23 protein-coding genes are annotated in these 22160 nt (G+C 68.1%); 13 read left to right on the top strand and 10 right to left on the bottom strand.

What is annotated here, in order from left to right; translation table 11 throughout:
- Nucleotides 1-209 precede the first annotated feature (209 nt).
- The 4 genes from IEW15_RS20635 to IEW15_RS20620 all read left to right on the top strand — a co-directional run bounded on the left by IEW15_RS20635 (nt 210) and on the right by IEW15_RS20620 (nt 4950).
- Complete coding sequence (locus IEW15_RS20635; protein ID WP_188581485.1) at nt 210-869, top strand: potassium channel family protein; 660 nt, start codon at nt 210-212, stop codon at nt 867-869.
- Nucleotides 866-2239: a TrkH family potassium uptake protein gene (locus tag IEW15_RS20630; RefSeq protein WP_188581483.1), complete on the top strand. Its 1374-nt coding sequence runs from the start codon at nt 866-868 to the stop codon at nt 2237-2239. Before IEW15_RS20635 ends, IEW15_RS20630 begins: the two co-directional genes overlap by 4 nt.
- A gap of 129 nt (nt 2240-2368) precedes the next feature.
- Nucleotides 2369-4216: a cation:proton antiporter gene (locus IEW15_RS20625; protein ID WP_188581481.1), complete on the top strand. Its 1848-nt coding sequence runs from the start codon at nt 2369-2371 to the stop codon at nt 4214-4216.
- A 2-nt stretch (nt 4217-4218) separates the two neighbouring features.
- Nucleotides 4219-4950 carry a B3/B4 domain-containing protein gene (locus tag IEW15_RS20620; protein WP_229708411.1) on the top strand — a complete coding sequence of 244 codons (732 nt, stop codon included), beginning with the start codon at nt 4219-4221 and terminating at the stop codon, nt 4948-4950.
- Here IEW15_RS20620 and IEW15_RS20615 read toward each other — a convergent pair whose 3' ends face one another.
- The gene (locus tag IEW15_RS20615; RefSeq protein ID WP_188581480.1) at nt 4951-5214 is read right to left on the bottom strand and encodes a hypothetical protein; all 264 of its coding nucleotides are present in this window, start codon (nt 5212-5214) and stop codon (nt 4951-4953) included.
- A gap of 118 nt (nt 5215-5332) precedes the next feature.
- Here IEW15_RS20615 and IEW15_RS20610 point away from each other — a divergent pair, with 118 nt between their 5' ends.
- Nucleotides 5333-6124 (top strand): AraC family transcriptional regulator, encoded by a 792-nt coding sequence (locus tag IEW15_RS20610; protein ID WP_188581478.1) that lies wholly within the window; start codon nt 5333-5335, stop codon nt 6122-6124.
- A 4-nt stretch (nt 6125-6128) separates the two neighbouring features.
- On the opposite strand, the gene IEW15_RS20605 is transcribed toward IEW15_RS20610, so the two are convergent.
- The 3 genes from IEW15_RS20605 to IEW15_RS20595 form a co-directional block, all read right to left on the bottom strand.
- Complete coding sequence (locus IEW15_RS20605) at nt 6129-6452, bottom strand: hypothetical protein (RefSeq protein WP_188581476.1); 324 nt, start codon at nt 6450-6452, stop codon at nt 6129-6131.
- Between the two features lie 82 nt (nt 6453-6534).
- Entirely contained in the window at nt 6535-6858 is a 324-nt protein-coding gene (locus IEW15_RS20600; RefSeq protein ID WP_188581473.1) for a hypothetical protein, read from the bottom strand.
- A gap of 84 nt (nt 6859-6942) precedes the next feature.
- Nucleotides 6943-7800 (bottom strand): phytanoyl-CoA dioxygenase family protein, encoded by an 858-nt coding sequence (locus IEW15_RS20595; RefSeq protein ID WP_188581471.1) that lies wholly within the window; start codon nt 7798-7800, stop codon nt 6943-6945.
- A gap of 183 nt (nt 7801-7983) precedes the next feature.
- On the opposite strand from IEW15_RS20595, the gene IEW15_RS20590 reads away from it, so the two are divergent.
- Together IEW15_RS20590 and IEW15_RS20585 are read left to right on the top strand one after the other, a co-directional pair.
- A complete protein-coding gene (locus tag IEW15_RS20590; protein ID WP_229708409.1) occupies nt 7984-8988 on the top strand; it encodes a helix-turn-helix domain-containing protein in 1005 nt (334 codons plus the stop codon).
- Between the two features lie 106 nt (nt 8989-9094).
- Nucleotides 9095-9874 (top strand): DeoR/GlpR family DNA-binding transcription regulator, encoded by a 780-nt coding sequence (locus IEW15_RS20585; protein WP_188581467.1) that lies wholly within the window; start codon nt 9095-9097, stop codon nt 9872-9874.
- Nucleotides 9875-9878: 4 nt separating this feature from the next.
- Here the strand turns inward: IEW15_RS20585 and IEW15_RS26410 are convergent, their stop codons facing one another.
- From IEW15_RS26410 to IEW15_RS20570, 4 genes are read right to left on the bottom strand one after another with little or no spacing between them, the layout of a single operon-like run.
- Nucleotides 9879-10817: an AMP-binding protein gene (locus IEW15_RS26410; RefSeq protein WP_268237188.1), complete on the bottom strand. Its 939-nt coding sequence runs from the start codon at nt 10815-10817 to the stop codon at nt 9879-9881.
- A complete protein-coding gene (locus tag IEW15_RS26065; RefSeq protein WP_268237187.1) occupies nt 10709-11704 on the bottom strand; it encodes an AMP-binding protein in 996 nt (331 codons plus the stop codon). The genes IEW15_RS26410 and IEW15_RS26065 overlap by 109 nt, the downstream gene beginning before the upstream one ends.
- 34 nt (nt 11705-11738) lie before the next feature.
- Complete coding sequence (locus IEW15_RS20575; RefSeq protein ID WP_229708406.1) at nt 11739-12596, bottom strand: helix-turn-helix domain-containing protein; 858 nt, start codon at nt 12594-12596, stop codon at nt 11739-11741.
- Nucleotides 12596-13366 carry an enoyl-CoA hydratase gene (locus IEW15_RS20570; protein WP_188581465.1) on the bottom strand — a complete coding sequence of 257 codons (771 nt, stop codon included), beginning with the start codon at nt 13364-13366 and terminating at the stop codon, nt 12596-12598. The genes IEW15_RS20575 and IEW15_RS20570 overlap by 1 nt, the downstream gene beginning before the upstream one ends.
- Before the next feature lie 569 nt (nt 13367-13935).
- Between IEW15_RS20570 and IEW15_RS20565 the strand changes: the two genes are divergently transcribed.
- The 5 genes from IEW15_RS20565 (at nt 13936) to IEW15_RS20545 (ending at nt 20494) form a co-directional block, all read left to right on the top strand.
- Nucleotides 13936-15561 (top strand): acyl-CoA carboxylase subunit beta, encoded by a 1626-nt coding sequence (locus IEW15_RS20565; RefSeq protein ID WP_188581452.1) that lies wholly within the window; start codon nt 13936-13938, stop codon nt 15559-15561.
- Nucleotides 15562-15614: 53 nt separating this feature from the next.
- A complete protein-coding gene (locus IEW15_RS20560; RefSeq protein WP_188581450.1) occupies nt 15615-17615 on the top strand; it encodes an acetyl-CoA carboxylase biotin carboxylase subunit in 2001 nt (666 codons plus the stop codon).
- A 16-nt stretch (nt 17616-17631) separates the two neighbouring features.
- Nucleotides 17632-18777 carry an acyl-CoA dehydrogenase family protein gene (locus tag IEW15_RS20555; RefSeq protein WP_229708402.1) on the top strand — a complete coding sequence of 382 codons (1146 nt, stop codon included), beginning with the start codon at nt 17632-17634 and terminating at the stop codon, nt 18775-18777.
- A 77-nt stretch (nt 18778-18854) separates the two neighbouring features.
- A complete protein-coding gene (locus IEW15_RS20550; RefSeq protein WP_188581446.1) occupies nt 18855-19520 on the top strand; it encodes a glutathione S-transferase family protein in 666 nt (221 codons plus the stop codon).
- A gap of 134 nt (nt 19521-19654) precedes the next feature.
- Nucleotides 19655-20494: a crotonase/enoyl-CoA hydratase family protein gene (locus tag IEW15_RS20545; protein WP_188581444.1), complete on the top strand. Its 840-nt coding sequence runs from the start codon at nt 19655-19657 to the stop codon at nt 20492-20494.
- Between the two features lie 22 nt (nt 20495-20516).
- Here the strand turns inward: IEW15_RS20545 and IEW15_RS20540 are convergent, their stop codons facing one another.
- Complete coding sequence (locus IEW15_RS20540) at nt 20517-21071, bottom strand: hypothetical protein (protein ID WP_188581442.1); 555 nt, start codon at nt 21069-21071, stop codon at nt 20517-20519.
- 15 nt (nt 21072-21086) lie between these two features.
- Complete coding sequence (gene cas6, locus IEW15_RS20535) at nt 21087-21542, bottom strand: CRISPR system precrRNA processing endoribonuclease RAMP protein Cas6 (RefSeq protein ID WP_229708401.1); 456 nt, start codon at nt 21540-21542, stop codon at nt 21087-21089.
- Nucleotides 21543-21563: 21 nt separating this feature from the next.
- Here cas6 and IEW15_RS20530 point away from each other — a divergent pair, with 21 nt between their 5' ends.
- Entirely contained in the window at nt 21564-22040 is a 477-nt protein-coding gene (locus tag IEW15_RS20530; protein ID WP_229708400.1) for an aminotransferase class III-fold pyridoxal phosphate-dependent enzyme, read from the top strand.
- Nucleotides 22041-22160: the final 120 nt, after the last annotated feature.

The following is a 22160-nucleotide window of genomic DNA, read 5'->3' as shown; positions in this document are numbered from 1 at the left end:
CGATCTATGTTGATAGTTCAGGACCGGAGCCGTTCCGTCAACAGCATGATCCGGAAACCGTGCCATCTGTTCCATATGCTGCGCAAATGCTATGGCATGCCGATACCGGCCGCGCGCCGCGGCCGCGGGATCGTGCCGTTTCCCAGCCCCGCCGGCTGGTGTAGGCTCGTCCGCGATGATGGAGCACGCGGATCGGAGATGCGGACGGTATGGCCGCGAAGAAGCAATTCATGGTCATCGGGCTTGGCAGCTTCGGCGCCACGGTGGCCGGTGAGCTGGTCCGGCTGGGGCATGCGGTACTGGGCATCGACACCGATCGCCGGCCGGTCGATGCCCTGGCCGATGTTCTGACCCATGCCGTGGTCGCCGACGGCACCGACGAGAAGGTGTTGCAGGAACTAGGCGCCGACAGCTTCGACACCTGTGTCGTGGCGATCGGCGGCAATATCGAGGCCAGCAGCCTGGTGACCCTGCACCTGAAGGCGCTGGGCGCGAAAAAGGTCTGGGCGCAGGCCGCGACCGCCGCGCACAAGACCATCCTGACCAAGATCGGCGCCGACCGGGTGCTGATCCCGGAAATCGAGGTTGGCATCAATATCGCCCAGTCGCTGATCTATCAGGGGATCATGGACTATATGGCACTGGGCGACGACAGCTTCGTGGTGGAATACCGGGTGGCCGAGCGTTTCGACACCGTGGCGATCGAGGACTTGCTGGGCGCGCATGCCGATGCGGTGCGACTGCTGGCGGTGAAACGCGGCCGGGATTTTCTGGACCAGCCATTGGCCGGCCTGGCCTTGGTGAAGGGCGACCGGCTGGTATTGCTGGGTCCGCGTGAAGCCTTGGAAGCCGTGGCGGCACACCTGTGACCGACACCCCGGCACGCAAGATGTGGCACAGACCCAGAGGCGGGCTGCCCTCCGACCGGCCATCCGGATCGGTGCGGATCTCGCCGCCACGGCTGTTCGCGCTGGCCCTGGCGGTCATGATCCTGGTGGGCGGGCTGGCGCTGCTGGTGCCGGGCATGGCGGAACCGGCGCTGTCGGTGCCGGAAGCCCTGTTCACCGCCACATCGGCGATGACGGTGACGGGGCTGTCGATCATCGATGTCGGTCAGCGCCTGACCCCGGCCGGTCAGGCGGTGCTGCTGGTGCTGATCCAGCTTGGCGGGCTGGGCCTGTCGGTTTTCGCGGCGCTGACCATGATCACGCTTGGCGGTCGTCTGGGGCTGGGGCAGCGGCTGGTGGTCAACCAGCGCCTTGGCACCACATCGCTTGCCGAAGCCGTACCACTGGTGCGCAGCATCGGCCTGATCACGCTTGGCGTGGAACTGGCGGGCGCGGCGCTGCTTGCGGTCGCGCTGCCGGGCGATGCCCTGGGCGCGCGGCCGCTGTGGACCGCCCTGTTCCATGCCGTGTCCGCCTTCAACAATGCCGGCTTCGCGCTGCCGTCGGCGGGTCTCGCCGCATGGTCGAGCGACACGGCGGCGCTGGGCGTGGTGGCGGCGCTGATCGTCACCGGTGGCCTGGGTTTTCCAGTGCTGGTGGCGGTGGCCCGCCAGAGCCGCTGGTCCCTGCATACCCGCGTGATGATCTGGGGGTCCGCCGCCCTGATCCTGGGCGGCGGGCTGGTGCTGGCGGCGCTGGAATGGCGCAGCCCTCAGACGCTGGGCGATCTGCCGTCTACGGCGCGTATGGTCGAGGCGCTGTTCCTGTCGATATCCAGCCGCACCGCCGGTTTCAGCACCATCGACGTGGCGGCGCTGACCGCGCCGGCGCTGCTGGTGGTGATGGTGCTGATGTTCATCGGTGCCGGCCCCGCCTCCACCGGCGGCGGCATCAAGCTGTCGACCGCGGTTGTGCTGACCGCCGCCACCGCCGCCTATCTGCGCCACGACACCGAGGTGACGATCGGCCGCCGCAGTCTGCCACCTGAGGCGGCGTCGCAGGCGCTGAGCGTTGCTCTGATCAGCCTGTTCGCGATCGTGCTGCTGATCTTCGCGCTGCTGATCACCACCCCCGGCATCAGCCTGGCCGGTGCGGCATTCGAAATCGTCAGCGCCTATGCGACCGTCGGCCTGTCGGCCGGTGCCACCGCCGCCACCGATACCAGCGGCCAGGTGGTGCTGATGCTGGCGATGTATCTGGGCCGGCTGGGGCCGCTGGCGCTGGGTTTCGCGCTGATCACCCGCACGGCCGCCCGCATCGGCCGACCGCGCGCGGATGTCCTGATGGGATAGCACCGCGGGACGCGCTGCTCGATGGCGGCACGAAGCTGGCGCGGGAACGGATGACGGTGCACCATGTTGCAGGCACCGGCGCAGGCCCGCATGGGCGGGATGCGGCCGGGCGCGATAACGGGATGATGCATGCAGGATCTGGTACTGACCGCCGCCATCGTGCTGTCGCTGGGCATCACCGCCCAGTGGCTGGCCTGGCGCTTCAAGATTCCGGCGATCGTGCTGCTGGCGGTGGGCGGCATCCTGGCCGGGCCGGTCACAGGCATACTCGATCCGCATGCCCAGCTTGGCGACATGCTGGAGCCGCTGGTGGCGGTGGCGGTGGCGATCATCCTGTTCGAAGGCGGCATCAGCCTCGATCTGCGGGAATTGCGCGGCACGGCGTCGGGCGTGCGCCGGCTGACCCTGGTCGGCGCGCCGGTGGGCTGGCTTGCCGGCACCATCGCCGCCCATTATGTGGCGGGGCTGTCCTGGCCGACCGCGGCCGTGCTTGGCGGCATTCTGGTGGTGACGGGGCCAACCGTGATAGCACCCCTGCTGCGGCAGGCGAAGCTGGATCGCAAGCCCGCCATCACCCTGAAATGGGAAGGTATCGTCAACGATCCGCTGGGCGCGCTGTTCGCGGTTCTGGCCTATGAATACGCCATCGCCGCCGGCCCCGACGATATCGGTCTGGTCCCGGCGCTGGGGCAGGTGGCGCTGGGCGCGGTGCTGGCCGCTGCCGTGGGGTTGGCGGCAGGCACCGCCATCGCCTGGGCGTTCCGGCGCGGTCATGTACCGGAATTCCTGAAGGCGCCGTTGATGATCGGCGCGGTGCTCGCCTGCTTTGCCGGCACCAATGCCTTCGTCGAGGAAACCGGGCTGATCGCGGTGACCGTGCTGGGCGTGACCCTGGGTAATTCGAAGGTGGCGGCGCTTGAGGAGCTGCGCCGGATCAAGGAGGTGCTGGCGACGATCCTGGTCTCGGGCGTGTTCGTTCTGTTGACCGCCACGCTGAATGCCGAAACCCTGGCGGCGTTGAACTGGCGCCACGCGGCCTATGTGGTCGCCGTGCTGGTGATCGTGCGGCCGGTGACGGTGCTGGCCAGTCTGATCGGCACAGGGGTGCCGTGGTCGAACCGCGCGCTGCTGGCCTGGATCGCACCGCGCGGCATCGTCGCGGTGGCGATCACCGGCCTGTTCGGCGAACGGCTGGTGGCCGCCGGATACGAGGATGGCGCCCTGCTGGTGCCGCTGGGCTTCGCGGTGGTGCTGAGCACGGTCACCCTTCACGGCTTCAGTCTGCGGCCGCTGGCCCCGCTGCTGAAACTGACCAGCGATGCCCCGCCGGGCTTCTTGTTGGTTGGCGCCGGCGCCTGGACCACGGCCCTTGCCCACGCGCTGGTCAAGGCGAAGGTGCCAGTGGTGCTGGCCGACCGATCCTGGGCGCGCCTGCGCGCGGCCCGCCATGAGGGCCTGCCGGTCTATCACGGCGAGGTTCTGTCGGATGCGACCGAGATCCATCTGGATCTGGCCTCGACCAGCCATGTCATCGCCGCCACCGACAATGACGCCTATAACACCCTGATCTGCAATCACTTCGGCCCGGATATCGGCCGCAGTGCCATGTTTCAGGTGGCACCCCAGACCCAGCCGGTCACCGATCGCCACAGCCTTGCCCTGGGCGGTGTGGTGCCGCTGGCGATGGCCGCCGGCATCGACGAACTCGACCGGCGCCAGTTGGCCGGCTGGCGGTTCAGCCGCACCCGCATCTCCGAGGATTTCACCGAGGAAGACTATCGCCGCCAGCGCCCGGCGGGCAGCGAGACCGTGCTGGTCATCCCCGCCCGTGGCCGGATGCAGATGCCCGAGGAAACCGGCGACATCGCCTTTCATGCCGGCGATACGATCATCGCCTTCGGCCCGCCGGCCGGCGCCCCCGCCGATATCGATACCGATACCGATACAGACACCTCCGAAGCAGATGCCGAGAATTGACCATGCCCCAGCAGATCCCCCCGGTCCGGCCCCGGATCGACCCCGCCGTGATGGCGCTTGCGCCCGATTTTCATGGCCGCGGCATCACCGCCCTGCTGACCGGCCCGGCCGTGGCCGATGCCGGGTCGCAGGCGGCGGCAGCGCTGGATGCCGCCTGCGATCTGGTCCGCGCCGGCGGGCCGGACTGGGCCGAGGCCCATATCGCCGCCTGGCGCGACGCCTTTCGCGGCTTCGGCGCCAAGCCGGCGCGGACGCCATCATCGGCGGAGGCCTTGCGCAAGCGGGTGCTGCGCGATGGCAGGTTGCCATCGGTCAACCCGATCGTCGATCTGTACAATGCCGTCAGCCTGCGCCATGCCGTGCCGGTGGGCGGCGAGAACCTGGATGCCTATCAGGGCGTGCCACGGCTGATTCGCGCCGCCGGCACCGAGATCTTCGACATGATGAAGGATGGCGCCCCCGCCACCGAGACGCCGGAGCCGGGCGAGGTGGTGTGGTGCGACGACGCCGGCGTCACCTGCCGGCGCTGGAACTGGCGCCAGGGCGTCCGCACCCGGCTGGAGCCGGGCGTGACGCGGATGTGGTTCATCCTGGAGGCCCTGGGTGCCATGCCGCCCGCGGCGCTGACCGCCGCCGCCGACGATCTGGCCACCGGCATCGCCCGGTTGTGGCCGGGTGCGGTGGTGATTGTCGAGCCGGTCATCACCGGGGGTGCCGTGCCGGAAGCCGGCTGATCAGGCGGGGGGCAACGCCGCCGCGATCAGCCGGCGCAGTGCCGGATCGCGAACCTCCATCACCGCGAACAGACCCAGTGCCGCAAGATCGGGCACGGCATCGACGATCTGTCGGCACGCGGCCGCACGGTCGTCATCGGCCGTCGCCGGGGCGGTCGCGACGCGGGCATTGGCCAGAAAGGCCGCGACCATCCCCTTGCGGATGGTCCGGCCCGCGAAACTGGCATGGGAGCGGTCATCGGGCAGGATGTCTTCGGTGCGCATCGGCAGGTCTCCATGAACGGGATTGTGATGGGTCCAATCTGCGCCGATTGTTCTGGCGCCGCTGCGCCAGTGGCGCCATAAACTGTCGTGATAGCGCCAACCTCTTCCGCGCAGTGCCATGGTCACAGCACACCCGACCCCGCTGATCGATCCGGTTCAGGCCGCCACCGCCGGCGGGCCTGTGGTTCTGGCGGTGCGCAAGGTCGATGCCACCGCCCGCGATACCGGCCGGCATGTCCATGCCCGTGGCCAATTGGTCGGCACCATCCAGGGGCTGCTGGGCGTGGAGACGCCGGCCGGGCGCTTTGCGGCACCGCCATCCCATGCCGTCTGGCTGCCGCCCGCGGCGCCACATGGTCTGGCGCTGCACGGGCCGTTCGATGGCTGGAGCCTTTGGGTGTCGCCCGATGCCTGTGCCGCCCTGCCCCGATCGACCACGATGATCCGCGTGAGCGATCTGCTGCGCGCGGCCGTCCTGGCCATGGCGGAAGCCGGGGGCCGGGATCTCCGGCGTCTGGACCGGATCGCCGCCGTCATTCTGGATGAAATCGCCGCGGCACCGGCCGGAGGGCCGCCACCGCTGCCCCTGCCCGCCGATCAACGGTTGCTCAAGGTGGCGCGTGCCATCATCGACGACCCGACCGACGATCGCGGGCTCGACGGCTGGGCCGCGCTCGCGGCAATGTCCGGTCGCAGCCTCAGCCGCCGCTTCCCGGCCGAAACCGGCCTGTCGCTCGCCGACTGGCGGCGGCGGGTGGTGGCGATGGCGGCACTGGAACGGCTGGCCTGCGGCGATGCCGTCACCATGGTCGCGATCGATCTGGGCTATGCCTCGCTCAGTGCCTTCATCGCCATGATCCGCCGCGAAACCGGCATGACGCCGGGGCAACACCGCGCCACACGCGGCTGACCGGTCACCCCCTGGGGGCGCGGCTGGGCGCGGTCGCCATCGCTCGCCTCGGGGGCAGGAACATCGCCGGAAGCCGCATGCGCCGGCCGCCGCTTGTGCCCTGATCCTCGCCGGCCTGAAACCAGACCGCGAAGGCCACCTGAACACTGCCCAGTGTCAGCCCCATGAAGAAGATCAGCACCGCCGCGGCCAGAACGCCATCGGCGCTGGCGGCCATCAGGGTGCCGAGCCCGGATACGTCGAACCACAACAAGGCGCCGACCGTGGCGAAGGCAAGGCCGAAGCCGACCAACGCGTGCATCAGCACGAAACGGACGAGTGTCGGCATGATCCGGGCTCCCTGAACGGCCGGCTGCGGAATGGCGCCCGGCTGCGGAATGTCGCCCGACTGCGGAATGGCGCTTCGGTCACTATGCGCCGGTCACCGGCACCGTCAAGACGCGCAAATGTCGCGGGCGCGGGCGATCGCGCCGGCCGCCGCCCCCGCCGGATCGCGGATCCTCGGCATGAAGCCACAGCGCAAAGGCAAGCTGGACCACGGCGAATGTCTGCCCCATCAGGATGGTGAAGACCAGCGCCGCCAGCAGCCCCTGGGATGTGGTGGCGACCAGTGTCGACAGGTTCGAGACGTTGAACCAGAACAGCACCGCCACCACCACAAGCGCCAGCCCGAAGCCCAGCCCCGCATGCAGGATCAGGAAGCGGACCGGCCTGAATGCGCAGGATTCGGACACCCATCTTCCCCCAAGCCACCGGCACGCGGACGATCCGCGGCCGCCGTCAAGGGGAAACCGTCCCGCCCGGCGGCGGTTCCCGGCTCAGCCTTCCAGCAGGCGTTTGGGGTGCATGCCGTCGACCATGCCCATGAACGGCGCATGGATGGAATATCCCAGCATGCGCCGGATATGCTCGCTGCATTGCAGCACCACATCGCGGGGCACCGACAGGCTGAAATTCTCCTGCTGGCGGCACCAGGGCGCACAGTACTGGGCGGTCAGGGCCAGCCGCGACGCGGCACTGCGATTGCCGCCGCCGCCATGCCACAGCGTGCCGGTGAACAGCACCACCGAGCCCGCCGGCATCACCACTGGCACCGCCGATGCCGCCTCTTCGGCGGTGGGCAGACGATCGGCCCATAGATGGCTGGCGGGAATGATCCGGGTGGCGCCGTTTTCGGGCGTGAAATCGTCGAGCGCCATGATGGTGGCGGCACCCAGCGCCGGACGCGGTCGCGGCAGACTGTAGAAACTGTCGTCGAAATGCAGCGCCTGTTCGGTCTCACCGGGCAGAATGTCGATCACCTGTAATTGCGACAGCAGATAGTTCGGCTCGAACAGCCGGTCCAGAAGCGCCAGAATGATCGGATGTTCGACCAGCGGGTTGCAGGCCAGCGTCTTGGCGATCACCGCATACAGCCGGCGCGTCGCCAGCCCCTCGAACGGATTGCGGCCGCCACGCGGCGCCATCCAGGGCAGCACCGCCTGCCGCATCTCCTGCACCGTCTGTTCATCGAACAGCCGCTCCAGAATGACATAGCCGTCGGTTTCAAGCTGCGCCCACAGCCGGTCGACCGGCGTGTCATCCGGCACCGGCTGGCTGCCGGCGGTCGAGTGATACTTGCGCGGATTGCCGGTATTGGCATAGTCATCCAGACCATCGAGCATCAGCGGGGCCATGGCATTATCCTTCGGGCTTGCAAGGGCGCGTCCCCCTGGAGAGCGGGGCCGATATCCGCAACCATCGCCCGCAATCCGCCGGTCCGGCAATGACAGGGCGCCTCATCAGACATGACAGATGGTCCACCGTCGCCAATGCGGCACCAGCGACGTCCGGCTCGCGGCCACGGCCAGGCATGGGCCGTGGCGACGATCCCGGTCCGTTTCGCGCGGGAACTGATCGCCCGCCTGCCGCTGCAGGCAACGGCACGGCAGGTGCTGATTGCCCGCGCCGGCATTCCGCCGGGTCTGCTGGATGTCGACGGGCCGCGCGTGGCCCCGCCGGCCTATCGGCGCCTGAACCGGCTGGCGGTCGCCGCCGGCGACGACGAATATCTGGGCTATCTGGCCCGGCCGGTGCCGCCGGGCACGATGGCGCAGATGCTGCGCCTGCTGGCCTATCTGCCGGATCTGGACGCCGCCGCAACCGAGGCCGCGCGCGTGATCGGCCTGTTCGACGGCGCAAGGCCCTGGGCGGTGGAGCATGACCGGGCGGACGGGCGTGGCCGCATCCGCCTGCTTGCCAGCCGTGGTGTGCAGGCGGACTCGCTGCTCTTCGCCCATATCCAGCTTCTGGGGCTGATCCATGTTCTGGGCTGGCTGGCCGGCGAGGCGGTTCCGGTCCAGCGCGTGATCCTGCCGGCGGCCTTTGCCGAACATGCCGCGGAATCGCGCTTCCTGTTCGGTCGCGCCGTCGAGCATCATCCGGGCGACAGTGCCGCGATCGTGTTCGGTCCGGGCGCCCTGGCCCGACCGGTGATCGCGCGGCCCGATACGGCCGGCAGTTTCGCGCGGCGGCTGATCGACCACACCACCACCCCCACGGCGCCAACCACCACCGAGGCGGCGCTGCGCCATCTTCTGGCCGCCACCCGCCCCTTCGCGGGGCTGCGCGAGACCGAGGCGGCGGCCCGGCTGGGGCTGACCCGCTCGACGCTCGCACGGCGGCTGGCGCAGCACGACACCAGCTTTCAGGCGATCCGCGACGAATTGCGCCGCGACCTCGCCTGCGCGCTGCTCAGGCGCACAGAACTTTCACTCGCAGATATCGCCGAGCGGCTGGATTATTCCGAACCCAGCGCCTTTCAGCGCGCCTTCAAGCAATGGACCGGCCAGCCGCCGGCAACATGGCGGCAGCGCCACCGCTGAGGCCAGGCCCTGCCCGGGCATGACATGGTCGGAGGTTCGGCTTTCCCCGGCTTTCGTTTTTGCTTATAGGATAGGGAAACGAAACCCGACCGAGGGGCCACGGCCGATGTATCTGTCACCACGCCATGCCGAGATCATCCAGCTGGCCAAGGACAAGGGCCGGATCCTGGTCGAAGATCTGGCCGGTCATTTCGGCGTCACGCCACAGACCATCCGCAAGGATCTGAACGATCTGTGCGAACGCCGGCTGCTGACCCGCATCCATGGCGGCGCCCTGTTTCCGTCGGGCGTGCAGAACATGGAATACGAGGCCCGCAGCCTGATCGCCTCGGATGAAAAGCTCGCCATTGGCCGCGCCGCCGCCGAGATCATTGGCGACAACGCCTCGCTGTTCATCAATATCGGCACCACCACCGAGGCGGTCAGCCGGGCGTTGACCGGCCATAGCGGCCTGATGGTGATCACCAACAACATCAACGTCGCCAACCGGATGCGGGTGTTTCCCTCGATCGAGGTGGTGATCGCGGGCGGCGTGGTGCGCGGTGCCGATGGTGGTGTGGTCGGCGAGGCGGCGGTGGATTTCATCCGCCAGTTCCGGGTCGATTTCGCGGTGATCGGCGTGTCGGCGATCGACCATGACGGCGCCCTGCTCGATTTCGACTTCCGCGAGGTGAAGGTGGCGCAGGCGATCATCGCCAATGCCCGTCACGTGATTCTGGTGGCGGATTCGACCAAGTTCGAGCGCACGGCACCGGTGCGCATCGGCCATCTGTCGCAGGTGAATACCTTCATCACCAATCACTGCGACCTGCCGCCGATCCGCCGGATCTGCGCCGATGCCAATGTCCGCCTGATCGAGACCGACAGCCAGGCCAGCATGCTGTAAGCGGTCAGCCCACCACCGCCAGCGGCAGTTCGCCCAGTGCCGCGCGGATGCGATCGGCGCTGTCAGCATCGATGCCCGGCGGCAGATCCAGGCGCAGATGCAGGCCCCTGATGCCATCGGTCACCGCCTGCACCGTCGCGCCGGCATCGGGCGCCGCCGTGGCGATGATCGCCCGTGCCGCATGTTCGGCGGCCAGTTCCCGCAGGCGCGGCTTGAAGATCTTGCCGACCGGGGTCAGCGGCATGTCGTCGATCTGCTCGATCCGCCGGGGGCGGGCCGGCGCCTCGAAAATCCGCGCATCGATGAAGGCGGGCAGATCGGCCAGATCGCCCGCCGCCCCCGCCGCCGGCACCACGAACAGCATCGGCACCTCGCCGGCATAAGCATCGGGCAGGCCCACCGCCGCCGCCAGCGCCACGCCCGGATGGGCCATGGCGGCATCCTCCAGCGCCATCGGGTCGATATTATGGCCGCCGCGGATGATCAGATCCTTGATCCGGCCGGCAATGTGCAACTGGCCGGTCTCGCCGATCCGGCAGATATCGCCGGTGCGCAGCCAGCCATCGTGGAAGGCACCGGCGGTCTGGCGGGCATCGACATAGCCGGCGAACACCTGCGGGCCACGCACCAGCAATTCGCCGGTGGGGGTCGATGGCCCCTGATGCAGCTTGCCGTCATCGGTCAGGATGGCGACATCGGCCTGAGCCAGCGGCAGACCCACCGCGGCGCCATCCGGCGTCACGTCATGATGGACCTGCGCGATCGCGCCGGCAAACTCGGTCATGCCATAGACCTGGCGCACGGCATCGCCACCCCAGGCGGCCAGGAACCGCTTCAGCACCTCGGGCGGACAGGTCGACGCACCGGTGCCAACGAAGCGCAGCGACGACAGATCGGCGCCACCGGTCGGCACCGCCGCCACAGCACCCAGGCTGGTCGGCACCAGGGCGCCGATGGTGATGCGGTGGCGTTCGACGATCGACCAGAAGCCCGCCACCACCGCCGGATGCCGAAACCGGCCAGGGTGGGAATGATCATGGCCGCCCCGGCGGCGAATGAGGCAAGACAGCCGACAAAGGCGCCGCCGACATGAAACAACGGCAGGCCCGCCAGCACCCGGTCATCGGCGCGATAATCGATCGACAGCATCGAGCCGATCGCCGAAGCGACCATATTGCGTTCGGTCAGCCGTGCCAGTTTGGGGGCGCCGGTGGTGCCGCCGGTTGGATACAGCGCCGCCACCCGGTCGGGATCGGCGCTGGCGCGGCCTTCGGTCAGGCGGGACCGCCAGTCCGGATCGGGTTCCAGCGTCTCGCCATCGAAGGCGACCGTGCCGTCGACTGTGGCGGTGACGATCCGCAGGCCGGGGATCTCGGCATCCAGCCCGGCCACCTTCTCATACAACCCCGCCGGCGCGCCGGCCGGCGGCACGATCAGCAACCGGGCACCCGATGCGGCAAGCTGAGCGGCAATCGCCTCGCGGCTGAACAGCAGGTTCAGCGGCATGGCGACGCCGGCCCACATCGCCGCCCACAAAGCCACCACCAGCGACGGGCAACTCGGCACCAGGATGGCCACCACCGGCCCGCTGTCGCCTGCGCCATCATTCTCATTCTGCGCCAGCACGCGGAACCGCCCTGCCGCCGCCGACAGCAGGCCCATCAGCCGGTCGTGGGCGATCGGCGCCGTGCCGACATCGTCGGGCGTGTTCAGATGCACCAGCGCCGTGCCGTCGGGGTTCAACATCGCCCCGCGCGCCACCAGATCGATCACGCGGGGGTGTTCAAAGGCAAGATTAGCGGCGTGCAGGGTCTGGTCGGGCCGTGTCATGGGGGTGCCTCCAGCGGAGAGAACCAGAACCGGATCAGCGCAGCGCCGATGCTCCGGCCGGGGCCAGCCCCGGCGGCAGGATGCCGTCGGTCAGCCGGATATCGAGCCGGCGCGAGCCGGCGACGATGTCGCGGGGCCTGAGACCGAAGATATTGCGGATGGACCGGCTGAAATGGGCCTGGTCGGGATAGCCGACATCCAGCGCCAGATGCGCCAGATTGGGGTTGCGATTGACATGGGCGAGCGAGATCCGCGCCCGTTTCCAGGCGCGCCAGTTGCGGAAACTCACCCCCGTCTGGTCGCGGAACAGGTGCAGAAACCGCGATACGGACAAATCGACGGAAACCGCACAGGCCTCCGCCGATGGAAAGGCCGAGACATCCGAGGGTGCCGCGCGCACCACGGCGCGGATCCGCCAATCCATCGGTCGCGACGGGATGGCGGCACCGAAGAAGCTGCGATCGAAGGCATGGGCCGGCGGGCAGGCGCTGCCGGCACGCGCCGCCAGGGCGCTGTGGGCCGCACGGACCCGCGCCACCACATCGGGCGCATCGACGATGCCGGCGGTACCCGGTGCCGCCAGCACCTGACGGATGAAGCCGGGCAGTCCATCGGAGTCGACGGTCTCCGGCTCGATCTTCAGTGCAAGGATGTCGCGGGCTTCGGCCGAGATCACATGCGGCATATAGGCGGGCACCACGGCACAGCTGCCGACGCGGTCGGGGCCGCCGCCGGCCCGCACCACGATCCGGCCGGCACTCGCCACATAGATTGCGATGCCGCCCAGGTTGCGCACACCTGGCCGGCCCAGCAGGCCGGCATAGAACAGCCGCTCCGGGCCGATCAGCATCAGCCGTGCGTCGCCGATACCGGTCACCCCTTCGGCGCGCATCAGGCGACGGTCGAAAAGTCGGGCTTGCGCTTGTCGAAGAACGCGCCCACCGCCTCCTTCACCGCCGGCCCCTCCATCAGCACCGAAAGCGCGCGCAGCTCGGCCTGAATCGCCGCTTCCAGGGCCGCCAGATGAACCTCCTGCAACAGCTTTTTGGTGGCGCTCATGGCCGCACCGGAATAGCCGGCAAGCTGTTCGGCGATCGCGTCGGCACGTGCCTCCAGCTGCTCATGCGGCACCAGTTCGGTGATCAGGCCGGCGTCGCGCGCCTCTTCGGCGCTGATCCGGCGACTGGTCAGCATCCAGTCGCGGGCGCGGCGTTCCCCCACCGCCAGCGGCAGCAGATAGCTCGACCCGATTTCCGGACAGAGCCCCAGGCTGGAAAACGGGAACACGAAGCCCGCCCGATCCGACGCCACCACGATGTCGCAATTCAGGATCAGGGTCGATCCACCGCCGATCGCCGGCCCCTGCACCGCCGCCACGATCGGTTTCGGAAACCGCGCCAGTTCCAGCGTGCAGTCATACAGCGCCGAGCGCTCCCAGCCGTCCTTCAACGGGTTGTGCATGAATTCATGCAGATCGCCGCCACGGGTGAAGGCCTCGCCGGTCGATCCCAGCCGCACCACCCGCACCGCATCGTCGCCCGCGGCCTCGCGCAGCGCATCGCGCAAGGCGGCAAACAGCGTCGCATTCATCAGATTGCCCGTCTCAGGGCGATTGAAAGTGATGGACGCAATACGTCCGCGACGCTCAACGGCGATCGGCATTGGCAGTTCCTCCCTGGCGCCCGCCTGCATGGGCGGGCACGCATTCTTGTCGGCTCTGCGTCCATAATGCCTGTGTTTAGGTATTTAGGCAATGTACAGACGCTGCCCGTCACGCCCGCCCTCGCTGAACGGACATTGGGCCCACCGAAGCCTCGTGACCTGAGGTATGGCGGGACACGTCTCTCTGCACACCAAGATCACGCTCGCCAACCTGGCCTTCAACATCCACAGCCTGATCTTCCACGAGCGCCGTGCGGCCATGGGATAACTGCGTCCGCGCTCTACGGAAAACCCTGAAAATCCCGACAATCCCCATGCCTGACGCGAGCTTCACCCGAAGTGCCGCCTCGGATCCTCAACCCGATCACATCAGCGGGGAAATGGAGGTGCCCAGATCCGCCGTGCCAAAGTGACGCGGCTGGCAGCCACTGAACGCAAGACGCCCCGCATCGCCGCCGCTAGGCTGCATGACGGGCGGGGGTGTCTTCCCCCACGCGGTCCTCCCTCCCCGGCCGGCCCTCGCCCCACCGTTCTTCGGACCCATAGGATCGTCAGAGGCGCCCCGGAACATGACGCAGATATCGTCCACCATCTCGACAGGAGCCGAGAGCTTCCAGGCGAACCGCCGCGACATGCTGGCGCAGATCGACCGGATGCGGAACCTGGAGGCCCGGACCCGCAAGGCGTCGGCGGCATCGAAGCCGCGCTTCGAGAAGCGTCACCAGTTGCTGCCGCGCGAACGCGTGGCGCTGCTGCTCGATCCGGGCACACCGTTCATCGAGCTGTCGACACTGGCCGGCTATCTGATGGACAGCACCGATCCTGAGAAGAGCACACCCGGCGCCGGCGTGATCGCGGGCATCGGCTTCGTCTCGGGCGTGCGGGTGATGATCAATGCGTCCGACAGCGGCATCGATGCCGGCGCGCTTCAGCCGATGGGGCTGGCCAAGCAGTTGCGCGCCCAGGAACTGGCACTCGAAAACAAGCTGCCCTATGTGCAACTGGTGGAAAGCGCCGGCGCCAATCTGATGAACTACCGCGTGGAGGATTTCGTCCATGGCGGCAGCATGTTCCGCAATCTGGCCCGGCTGTCGGCCGCCGGCCTGCCGGTGGTGACCGTCACCCATGGCTCGTCGACCGCCGGCGGCGCCTATCAGACCGGGTTGTCGGATTACATCGTGATGGTGCGCGACCGCACCCGCGCCTTCCTGGCCGGCCCGCCGCTGCTGAAGGCCGCCACCGGCGAGGTCGCGACCGAGGAAGAACTCGGTGGCGCGCTGATGCACACCACCATTTCAGGGCTTGGCGACTATCTGGCCGAGGATGACCGCCACGCCATCGCCATCGCCCGCGACATCGTGGCGGGCCTCGACTGGGATGCCGGCATCCCCGCCCCTGCACCAGAGCGCGCGCCCGTGCCGCCGAAGCTGGACCCTGAGGAACTGCTGGGCGTGATGCCTCAGGACCACAAGCGCCCGGTGGACATGAAGCAGGTCATCGCCCGCATCGTCGATGACAGCGATTTCCTTGAATTCGGCGAGCGCTATGGCGGGGCAACGGTCTGCGGCCATGCCCGGATCGAGGGCTTCGCCGTCGGCATCATCACCAATAACGGTCCGATCGATCCGGCCGGCGCCAACAAGGCCACCCATTTCATCCAGGCCTGCTGCCAGTCGGAAACCCCGATCATCTATCTGAACAACACCACCGGCTATATGGTCGGCCGCGCCTATGAAGAAGCCGGCATGATCAAGCACGGATCGAAGATGATCCAGGCGGTGACCAGCGCCACCGTGCCGCAGATCACCATCTATTGCGGCGCATCCTTCGGCGCCGGCAATTACGGCATGTGCGGCCGCGGCTTCCATCCGCGCTTCTGCTTCTCGTGGCCCAATGCCAAGACCGCGGTGATGGGCGGCGAACAGGCCGCCGGCACCATGGCGATCGTCACCGCCGCCGCCGCGAAGCGCAAGGGCATCGAGCCCGATGCCGAAAAGCTTCAGGCGCTTCAGGACCGGATCATCAACATCTTCGACAGCCAGATGAGCGTGTTCGCCACCAGCTCGCGCCTGCTCGACGATGGCGTGATCGATCCGCGCGACACCCGCGCCGTGCTGGCCGAGGTTCTGTCGATCTGCCGCGAGGCCGAGGCCCGCACACCTCGCCGGATGCAGTTCTCGGTCGCCCGGCCGTGACCACCGCTCCCGTCCCGTTCCGGACCAACAAGACAGAGGCCCAGCGCCCGGTCATGGCAAAGCTTTCTCCCTTCTCGACCATCCTTGTCGCCAATCGCGGCGAAATCGCCCGCCGGGTGATGCGCACCGCCCGCAAGCTGGGCTATCGCACAGTCGCGGTCTATTCCGACGCCGATGCCGGCGCCGCCCATGTCGCCGAGGCGGACCGCGCGGTGCATATCGGCGCTGCCGCGCCATCGGCATCCTATCTGCGGATCGAGGCGATTATCGCCGCGGCCAAGGCGGCCGGCGCCGATGCCATCCACCCCGGCTATGGCTTTCTGGCCGAGAATGCCGGCTTTGCCCGTGCCTGCGCCGAGGCCGGCATCGTGTTCATCGGCCCCTCGCCCGAGGCCATCGTCGCCATGGGCGACAAGGCCGGCGCCAAGCGGGTGATGGAGGCGGCCGGTGTGCCCTGCGTGCCCGGCTATCAGGGCGAGAACCAGGACGAGGCGACGCTGATCGCCGAGGCCGACCGCATCGGCTTTCCGGTGATGATCAAGGCCACCGCCGGCGGCGGCGGGCGCGGCATGCGGCTGGTCGAGGATGCGGCGAGCTTCCCCGAGCGGCTGCGCAGCGCCCGGTCGGAAGCCCAGAGCGCCTTCGGCAACCCCGATGTGATCATCGAGCGCGCGATCATCGCGCCGCGCCATGTCGAGATCCAGGTCATCGCCGATCGCCACGGCAATGTCCTGCATCTGGGCGAGCGCGACTGCTCGGTGCAGCGCCGCCACCAGAAGGTGATCGAGGAGGCGCCCTCGCCGGCGGTCGATGCCGATCTGCGCGCGCGGATGGGTGAAACCGCGGTTCAGGCCGCCCGCGCCATCGGCTATGAGGGCGCCGGCACGCTCGAATTCCTGCTCGATGCCCAGGGCCGGTTCTATTTCATGGAAATGAACACGCGCCTTCAGGTCGAGCATCCGGTGACCGAGGCGGTGACCGGGCTGGATCTGGTGGAGTTGCAGCTCATCGCCGCATCGGGTGCCGCCCTGCCGATCACCCAGCAGCAGGTGCAGGTGCGCGGCCATGCGATCGAGGTTCGGTTGTGCGCGGAAGATCCGACCCAGGGCTTCATGCCCCAGAGCGGCCGCTTCCGCGCCTGGGCGCCGACCACGGCGCTGAGGGTCGATCACGCGCTGGGCGGCGACCCGGAAATCTCACCCTATTACGACTCGATGATCGCCAAGATCATCGCCCATGGCGAAACCCGCGAGGATGCCCGCCGCAAGCTGATCCACGGGCTTGAAGACACCGTCGCACTGGGCATCGCCACCAATCAGGCCTTCCTTGGCCGCTGCCTGGCCCATCCGGTGTTCGCGGCCGGCGGGGCAACCACGGCCTTCATCGGCGAGCATGGCGACGACCTGCTCGCCCGCGACACGGCGTTCGACCACCGGGCCGCCGCGGCCGCCGCCCTGCTGCTGCACGGCATCGCCATCGACGGCCGTCCGGTCGCCGGGCGCAGCCTGACCCATACCCTGCCGGTGCCGGTGCTGTTCAAACTGGACGGCGCACCGGTCAGCGTCAGCATCAGCCGCAGCGGCCCCGGCACCTATGAGGCCGAGGTCGACGGCACGGTGCTGACGCTGGCGCCCAGCGTTCTCGCTCCCCAGACGGTGGACGGCGCCGGACGGCTGGTGGTGACCATCGACGGCACCGCCGAGACGGTGCATCTGGCCCGCGACGGCAATCATCTGTACCTGCATCTGAGCGGGCGTCCGGTGCGGATCGACGATCTGTCGTTCGAGCCCGCCCATCGCGCCGGCGAGGCCGCGGGCGATGGCCGGATCAAGGCGGCGATGAACGGCCGGGTGGTGGCGGTGCTGGCGGCGATCGGCGATGCCGTCGACCAGGGCCAGCCGCTGGTGACGCTGGAGGCCATGAAGATGGAGCATGTCCACAAGGCGGACTGCACCGGCACCATCACCGCAATCACCGTATCCGAAGGTGATCAGGTCGCCTCCGGTCATGTCATGGTCGAGATCGAGGCCGCCGCACCCGCGGCCGCCGGCTGACCGGAGGATGCCGCTTGTGAACACGTTACGCTCGCCGTTTCTGTCGGCGGACCATCTGGACTGGCAGGACACGCTGCGTCGCTGGGTCGCCCGCGAGATCACGCCGTTCGTGAATGACTGGGACGAGGCCGGGAGCTTCCCGCGCGCGCTCTATCGCAAGGCGGCGGCGATCGGGTTGCTGGGGCTCGGCTATCCGGAAGAGTATGGCGGCGTGCCGGCCGATCGGTTCATGGCGGTGATCGCCGGGCGGGAGCTGGCGCGCTGCGGCGCCGGCGGCGTGCCGGCCAGCCTGCTCAGCCATACCATCGGCAGCCCGCCGATTCTGAAGGCCGGATCGGCCGAGTTGAAGGCGCGGGTACTGCCCGGCATCCTTGCGGGCGAGAAAATCTCGGCGCTGGCGATCACCGAGCCCAATGGCGGCTCGGATGTCGCCAGCATCCGCACGAAAGCCCGCCTGGACGGCGATCATTATGTGGTCAGCGGCGAAAAGACCTTCATCACCTCGGGCATGCGTGCCGATTACTACACGGTCGCGGTGCGCACCGGCGGCCCCGGTCGCGGCGGCATCAGCCTGCTGGTGATCGAGGCCGACAGCCCCGGCTTCTCGCGCACGCCTCTCAAGAAGATGGGCTGGTGGTCGTCGGATACCGCCACGCTCCATTTCGACGAGGTGCGGGTGCCGGTGGAAAACCTGATCGGCGAGGAGGGCTCGGCCTTCCGCACGATCATGCTGAACTTCAACGATGAGCGCATCGCCCTTGCCACCACCGCCTGCGCCTTCGCGCGGGTCTGTGTGGACGAGGCGATCGCTTATGCGCGCGAGCGGGTGACCTTCGGCAAGCCACTCAGCCAGCATCAGGTGATCCGCCACAAGCTGGTCGACATGGCGCAGCGCGTCGAGGTCACCGAAGCCTTCATCGAGCGGCTGGTCTGGTGTCTGGATCAGGGCGACAATCCGGTGGCGCAGATCTGCATGGCGAAGAACCAGGCGACCCAGACCATGGCCTACTGCGCATCAGAGGCCGTGCAGATTTTCGGTGGTGCCGGCTATATGCGCGGCGCCGCCGTGGAGCGGATCTATCGCGAGGTCAAGGTCAACGCCATCGGCGGCGGTGCGGAAGAGATCATGAAAGATCTGGCCAGCCGGCAGATGGGGCTGTAATTCCTGTTCAGGAGATCGGCCGTTCCGGATGATCCAGGCGGTCGAACAAGAACACGACGCCGTGGGAGGTTCCACCCTTGATCACGCTCTATCACTGCCACGATGCCCGTTCCTTCCGCCCGCTCTGGGCGCTGGAGGAACTGGGGCTCGATTACGAGCTGAAGATGCTGCCGTTTCCGCCGCGGGTGTTCCAGAAACCCTATCTGGAGATCAACCCGCTGGGCACCATCCCGACCATGCTCGATCAGGGCAAACGGATGACCGAGTCGGCGGCGATCTGCCAGTATCTGGCGGCGCGCTATGGCCCGACGCCGCTGGCGGTGGGGGTCGAGGAACCGGATTTCGGCCCCTATCTCAATTTCCTGCATTTCGGCGAGGCGACGCTGACCTTCCCGCAGACCCTGGTTCTGCGCTATGGCACCTTCGAGCCGGCCGAGCGCAAGCAGCCGCAGGTTGTTGAAGACTACACCAAATGGTTCCTGGCCCGGCTGCGGCTGGTGGAGCAGATCACCGGCGAGCAGGACTATATCTGCGCCGGCCGCTTCACCATGGCCGATATCTCGGTGGGCTATGCCCTGCTGCTGGCACAGAATATCGGCATCGGCCACCATCTGCCGCCGAATGTCCGCGCCTATTGGGACCGGCTGGCCGCGCGTGACGGCTATCTGCGCGCCAAGGCTGCCCAGAACACGGCATCCGAAGACCAGGGTGTGGCGATCACCGCGGTCGGCCCCAAACCCTGAGGCGTGGGCCGCCACTGTCGAGGAACAGACTTGCGTGACCGCCCCCGGTCACGCAATATTGCCATCAATCATTCAAACGTCTGATTGTTTTTCAGACGTCGCCACCGCCCCAGCTTGCCCGAGGATGCGCCCCCATGGACGGCACCACCCCCGCCACCCTGCCCGTCTTCTCCACCCTTGCCCTGCGGCTCGACGGTGCTGTGGCCTGGATTTCGCTGAACCGGCCCGACAAGGCGAATGCAATGAGCGCGCCGATGTGGCCGGAGCTGAAGGCGGCGATGGCCTGGCTGGATGAGACCCCGGCGGCGCGGGTTGGCGTCATCACCGGCGCCGGGCGCTATTTCACCGCCGGCATCGATCTGGCGATGCTGGTCGAGATGAAGCAATCGGTGGCGGACCCCTGCGACGGCCGCCAGGGCGAGAAGCTGCGCCGCAAGATCCTTGAGATCCAGGACACGATCACCGCGATCGAACGCTGCCGCAAGCCGGTGATCGCGGCGGTGAACGGGCCGTGCATCGGCGGTGGCATCGACCTGATCACCGCCTGCTGCATGCGCTATTGCACCGAGGAGGCGTGGTTTTCGGTCAAGGAGGTCGATGTCGGCCTTGCCGCCGATGTCGGCACGCTTCAGCGTCTGCCCAAGGTGATCGGCGAGGGGCTGGCACGCGAACTGGCCTATACCGCCCGCAAGGTCACTGCCGCCGAGGCCGCTTCCATGCATCTGGTCAACCGGGTCTATCCGGATGTCGACGCGCTGAACCAGGGCGTGGCCGCCATTGCCGCCGATATCGCATCCAAATCGCCGCTGGCGGTGCGCGGCACCAAGGAGATGATCACCTATGTCCGCGACCACAGCGTTGCCGACGGGTTGAATTATATCGCCACCTGGAACGCCGCCATGCTGCTGTCGGATGACCTGTCGGAAGCCCTCGCCGCCTTCCAGGAAAAGCGGCCAGCCCGCTTCAGGGATTGAGCGCCAGGGATTGAGTTGAACATCAGGGACTGAGGGGCCGCCCGGCCAGCAGTGCCTCGGTGGCGAGCAGTGCCGTCCACGCATCGAACAATGGATGATGGGCGGCACCGTCAAACGGCACCGTGATCGCGTGGCGGGCCAGAAAATCGCGCACCGACAGCGGGTCTTCACGGGCCATCAGCAGCATGCTAGCCACGTCATGCAGCGGAAACGGTGCCTGAAACTGCCGCGCCGCCGGGTCCACCTCGACACAGCGCCGGAACAGGCCGGATTCCACCGGCGATGCGCAATGCGCGACACAGATCAGGGTTTCACCGGCCGCGGTCGCGTCGTCGACTTCCGACCGATAGGCCTGCCAGAAATCCGCAAGCAACGCGTCGTCGGTCGGGTGGGTGACGGCCACACCGGACAGGGCGGGCAGAACGTGTTGCTCCACCCAGGGGTCGATGTCGCCATCGATCGGGCAACGCGCGATGAACTGCCAATCGGCGCCATGGGTATCGCGCACCACCATGCCGATGGCGAAGGGTGCGCCATACAGCCCGTTGGTTTCGGCATCGACCGACAAGATCCGCATCACACCTCACCCGCATCATCCCGCGCGGTCGGCGATCGGGCCGCGCCTGCGCCGATCCGCCGCCGGTGGCGTGGATGGCCGCTCCCGATCATCGATCATCAGCCGATAACGGCCAAGGCCCAAAGCGGCATGGCTGCCGGCATGGGTTGCCTGCCCCACCACCAGAACCGGCAGCAATGCCGCCGGCAATTGATGGATCACCAGCCGGCCGATCAGCCCCGACATGGCGACGGCCGGGCGCTGATCCTTGCCGGCGCGGCGCTGCCAGCTATGCATCCGGCAGTCCGTCGCGTCCCAGATGGCGCCCTCGGATCGGCGCCGCACACTGTCATGCGGCTCGTCGATCGCCACGCCGTGCCACAGGGCCAGCCCGTTGATCCGCCCGGCCAGCGCCCCCAGCAGTCCTTGCGGATCCTGCACCATCGCACCGCCGCGCCGCAGGGCCAGCGGTGTCAGCAGATCCAGCGCCACCGATACCAGACGATCGGGCGCGTGGCAGATCGCCGGCAGCGGAATCCCGGCGGCGATGCGCGGGTGTTCTTCAGCGGCTTCACCTATTCGGGTCATCCGGTGGCGGCGGCGGCGGCACTGGCCAATCTGGACGTGATCGAGCGGGACGGGCTGCTGGCCCATGTCCGCCGGGTGATGCCGCATTTCGCCGCCCGGCTGCGGGCGCTGGAAGACCTGCCGGTGGTGGCCGAGGTGCGGGTGATCGGATTGATGGCCGGCGTGGAATGCACCCTTGATGCGGCGCATCCCGACGAGGACCGCGATTATGCCCTCACCCTGCGCGTCGACCGGCATTGCCAGCGCATGGGGCTGCTGGTGCGGCCGGTCTATAATATGTGCGTGATGTCGCCGCCGCTGATCATCACCGAGGCCCAGATCGACCGCATGGTCGACATCCTGCGCGCCGGCATCGAACAGGCGATGGCCGAGGTGGCGGCCGAAAGCCGCGCCAGCGCCTGAAGCCGCCGTCAGCGGCGCTTAGAGTCGGACTCAAAATTAATACCCATTGATTTCAAGCCCTTGCGATGAACCGTGCGGTGCGTCGGATGGAGGCGATGAGAAGCCATGCGTCGGAGGATG

The organism is Tistrella bauzanensis, from assembly GCF_014636235.1.
In the GTDB taxonomy this organism is placed as follows: domain Bacteria; phylum Pseudomonadota; class Alphaproteobacteria; order Tistrellales; family Tistrellaceae; genus Tistrella; species Tistrella bauzanensis.
Note: the sequence above shows the minus strand (reverse complement) of the source record. Positions and strands in the feature narration are given on the sequence as shown.